Annotated in this window: 3 protein-coding genes and 1 pseudogene; 3 read left to right on the plus strand and 1 reads right to left on the minus strand. The window is 60.6% G+C overall.

Going from position 1 to position 4,093, the window contains the following annotated elements; genetic code table 11:
* Positions 1 to 514 precede the first annotated feature (514 nt).
* The 3 genes and pseudogenes from ACESMW_RS18510 to ACESMW_RS18520 all read left to right on the plus strand — a co-directional run bounded on the left by ACESMW_RS18510 (position 515) and on the right by ACESMW_RS18520 (position 3,333).
* Entirely contained in the window at positions 515 to 1,447 is a 933-nt protein-coding gene (locus ACESMW_RS18510; protein ID WP_372988439.1) for a glycosyltransferase family 2 protein, read from the plus strand.
* 44 nt (positions 1,448 to 1,491) lie between these two features.
* A pseudogene (locus ACESMW_RS18515) lies at positions 1,492 to 1,683 on the plus strand (IS1634 family transposase); the annotation flags it as partial.
* Between the two features lie 273 nt (positions 1,684 to 1,956).
* Positions 1,957 to 3,333: an IS3 family transposase gene (locus ACESMW_RS18520; protein WP_372988440.1), complete on the plus strand. Its 1,377-nt coding sequence runs from the start codon at positions 1,957 to 1,959 to the stop codon at positions 3,331 to 3,333.
* 192 nt (positions 3,334 to 3,525) lie between these two features.
* On the opposite strand, the gene ACESMW_RS18525 is transcribed toward ACESMW_RS18520, so the two are convergent.
* Positions 3,526 to 4,044, minus strand: a complete 519-nt coding sequence (locus ACESMW_RS18525) for a putative Ig domain-containing protein (protein WP_372988441.1) — start codon at positions 4,042 to 4,044, stop codon at positions 3,526 to 3,528.
* Between the last annotated feature and the right edge of the window lie 49 nt (positions 4,045 to 4,093).

Below are 4,093 nucleotides of genomic sequence, written 5' to 3' on the forward strand. Positions count from 1 at the left end.
CACAGCGCGCCGCACTGCGGACACGGGTAGCGGGCGCCACGCTCGCCCTCCACCTGCAGGTGCAGCTTATGCGGCTGGGTCGAGGTGTCCAGGTGCTGATCCACCAACTGCCACGGTGGCTGGATGCCAATGCCCAACAGCAGAATCTCGTCGCCGCGCATGCCGTCGCTCCTGTCCGGAATCCCGGCCTGAGCATGGCTCAGCATGTCGGCGGATTCCACTCAGAATGACGAGGAGCCTCCATCGAGCTTCGTCGCCAGTCGATCGAATTGACGCCGAGGTACGGATTGGAGAGGCTGGAGACCGTAGGATGGTAGCCTATCATCGAACCCCTCGCTGCGATACAACGGTTTGTGGCGAAACCGTTGTATCGAAAATGGCCCGGGAATTGGGCTATCTATCTGAATTAATGGGGGCACCGGTGGCACTCCCGCGCAGGAAAACTTCGTCGCCGGGAAACAATCACTAGTACGCATCGGCGAGGAAGCATGCCTCATATTGCCCGAGATCCTGTGTGAAAATTAGCGTAGTCATTCCATGCCACAACGCGGCTGCTTGGATCGCAGATGCTTTGCGAAGTGTACAGATGCAGTCAAATCCGGCATCAGAAGTCATCATCGTGAATGATCGGTCAGAGGATGAAAGCACTGACGTTGTTTCAACGGTCATGCCGGCGGCCAAGGTCATCGAGACAGACTTTGGAAATGCCGCCGCAGCCCGCAACGAGGGTGTCCGTCAAGCCTCTGGCGACTGGATCGCCTTTCTGGATTCTGACGATTGGTGGCTGCCAGAACATTTGGCTCGCGCACATAAGCTACTGTCCGGATCCTCTGATGTCGCGTTTTTTGGACACTACGCTGAAGCGTGGCCCAAGACCATTGGTGTTATGGAGAAGACTCCGGCAATCACGGGGTGCACAACATCGGGAATTACGGGCGATAAGTTTTTTGAGTGCTACATATCAGAGAGCCCAGGATGGCCTACATCGGGCATGGTTGTAGCTCGAAAACGGTTCGCCGAGGTGGGCGGGTTCGATCTCGAGCAGGTGCGGAGGCACGATGCCGAAATGTTCGCGAGAGTAGTGCATGGTCGAACATGGAGTTATAGTGACCAAGTGTCATTCATGTATAGGAAGGAAGTAGTAGATGCGATATCCTCGAATACATTTGAATGCAGCCTATATCAGTTAAAGGCGATTCAAAAAGTGACCGGCCTTTATGGGTCACGGGACCGGACCGATCTGTTGCTGGAGGACAAGGCGCGGATTTGTGTTGGTTATGCGTTGCGCTCCGGAAATTCCGAGTCGGCAAGGAGAGCTATCGAAATCGCGGGGGCATATGCAAAGCCTTGGCACCGCATCGGCGCAAGAGTGGCTACGGTTGCGCCCAAGACGGTATCCTATGTCACTAGAGCACTGGATGTTGCCCGGGGAAAGAAAAAAGCGTGATCATGGCCGTGCCTAGGCGACAATCTGGGTGCAATAGTGAGCCGCGCCGGGTCTTTCGTGGCACCCGCCACCAGATCGATGTCGAGGCCTTGGTGCGGGTGATGGTGTTCAACCGGCTTTGTGACCCGGAGTCCAAGCTCGGGGTGCTGCGCTGGTTGGAGACCGTGGCGCTGCCGGAGCGTCCCGCCGACATTAGCCACCAGCACCTGTTGCGGGGCATGGATGCGCTGATGGAGAGAGGTGGTCGGGTTTGACTGGACAACCGATCGGGAAAGATAAGTGAGGGCCATCGGTCATCGGGTATCAGGCTGCTTTCCTCAGCCCGTTGGTCTGGAAGTAAACCTCATCCGGGGTCCTGCGGTCGAGTCCCTGATGGGTCCGGCGTTGATTGTAGAAGCGGAAGTACCGGTCCAGCGCCTGCTGGGTATGCCCTGTCTGTCAACCTGAAGCCATACAGCCCCTGTATGGGTTGACGTAGATTTGAGGGTCACGACAGCAGGAGTCGACTGATGCCGAAGGCACCGAGTGAGTTACCCGAGTCTCAGGTGAGCCCGGACCCGAAACAAGAGCGGCGGACACGCCGCCAGTTTACCACCGAGTACAAGTTGCAGATCATCGCCGAGGCCGACCAGTGTCAGCGTGGCGAGGTGGGCCAGCTGTTGCGACGCGAGGGCCTGTACAGCAGCCAGCTCAACCAGTGGCGCCGCGAACGGGCCGCTGGTGGCCCGGAGGGGCTCGCCAAGTCCGCTCCCGGCCCGGTCGCGAGCACGACCCCGGAGCAGCGGCGCATCGAGCAGCTGGAAAAGGAGAATGCCAAGCTGAGCAAGCGTCTGCAGACCGCCGAGGCATGCATCGATCTGCAAAAAAACGTTGTCACTGCTCGATCACGTGAACAATGGGAGCTCTGTGTGAACCAGGTCGTCACCCAACGGCCCGAGGGCCTGTCCGTGACAGCTGCCTGCCGGGCCCTCGGACTCAATCGCAGCACGGTCTACGCTCGCCAGCGAGAGGGGCTCAGTGAAGAGCAGCGGGCCGCCAACTGCTCCCGCAAGGAGTGCGTGCAACCGCGCGCCCTGAACGCCGAGGAGCGCCAACGTGCCCGGGACGTGCTGTACAGCGAGGCGTACCAGGACCAGCCGCCGGATGAGATCTACTGTGACCTGTTAGAGCAGGGTGAGTACATCGGCTCTGTGCGCACGCTCTACCGCATTTTGGCCGAGGACAGGGCAACCCGGGAGCGTCGCAACCAGCGGCCGGCTCAGCACCACACCATTCCGCGCCTGCTGGCCACGGCCCCCAATCAAGTCTGGACCTGGGACATCTCGAAGCTCCCGACCACGGGCCCGGGCCCCTACCTGTCTCTCTACGTGGTCATGGACCTGTACAGCCGCTACGTGCTCGCCTGGATGGTCTCACGCAAGGAGAACAGTACCCTGGCTCAGCAACTGATGAGCGAGGCTGCCGCCCGCTACGCCATTGCCCAGGGTTCGCTCACCCTGCATCAGGACCGGGGAGCCCCCATGACCGCCCATGGCTATCTCGATCTAATGCATGAGCTGGGCATCGTGTGCAGCCACGGCCGCCCGCGCACCAGCGAAGACAATGCCTTCAGCGAGGGTCAGTTCAAGACGCTGAAGTACCAGCCGGACTATCCGGGCCGGTTCGAAAACGCGTCCCACGCCCGTCAGTGGTGCGAGGCGTACTTCGACTGGTACAACTTCCAACATCACCACAGCGGCATCGGCGGCTACACCCCGGAGCAGGTCTTCACCGGACGCTTCGAGCTCGTCCATGCACAGCGCCAGCAGGTGCTAGACACCCAATACCGCCGTCACCCCGAGCGCTTCGTCCAGGGCGCCCCTGTCGCCCCACGACCACCCGAGTAGGTGACCATCAACCCGGTAACGCCCGAAGCGGCTGACACCGGTGAGTCGTTGGGCGTGAACTTCCCCACCCTGAGCGCCGCCAGGGCACGGGTAGACAACACGTTATCCTCCGCGTGAGGTGTTCAAAACAGGTTGACAGGTTCCGGATCCAGCGGACTTCTATGCGCTGCAATTTTCCGGCAACCGGCGTCGTTACTCAATCGTCTTACTCCCAATGTTGGACTTGGCGCTCTCGAGCCCGCTGCTGCAGTAGGCGGTGACGGCGAAGTACCAGGTGCCGGCGTCGAGGTTCTCGACGAAGTGGCTGGTCTGGCCCTCGTTCGTGATGTCCACTGTGTGCATCAGGTCGTCCGGATCCTTGCCCCAGTAAACATGATAGCCGGCCAGGTCGTCCAGCATTGTACCGTCCTCGCGTTCGGTCGGAGGCGTCCAGGACACCATCGCGGTTCCGAGGGCGGGTTCCACCACTTCCAGTGTGAATGGATCGAGGGACGCGGTGCTGCTGCCATCGTCAGCGGTGATCGTGATGGGGCCAAAGCTGTCGGCAGCGTCCGGCGTACCCCATACCTTTCCGGTCGTGGAGTCGAATTTGACCCAGTCGGGTTCGCCGGAGATGGAGAACACGAGCGTGTCGCCGTCGGGATCCGACGCATCCGGTGTAAAGCTCCAGGGGTTTCCTACCACCAGCGAGGTTTCGGGGGTGCCGGCTATGGTCGGGGCCGTGTTGGGCTTCGGCTCGAGGGGTTCGCCGTTATCCGAG

Origin of the sequence: Marinobacter sp., assembly GCF_041690455.1 — a bacterium.
GTDB lineage: Bacteria > Pseudomonadota > Gammaproteobacteria > Pseudomonadales > Oleiphilaceae > Marinobacter.

Excerpts from the sequence above, each read along its gene's own strand:
- ACESMW_RS18520 (WP_372988440.1), top strand. The coding sequence starts at position 1,957 with ATGCCGAAGGCACCGAGTGAGTTACCCGAGTCTCAGGTGAGCCCGGAC.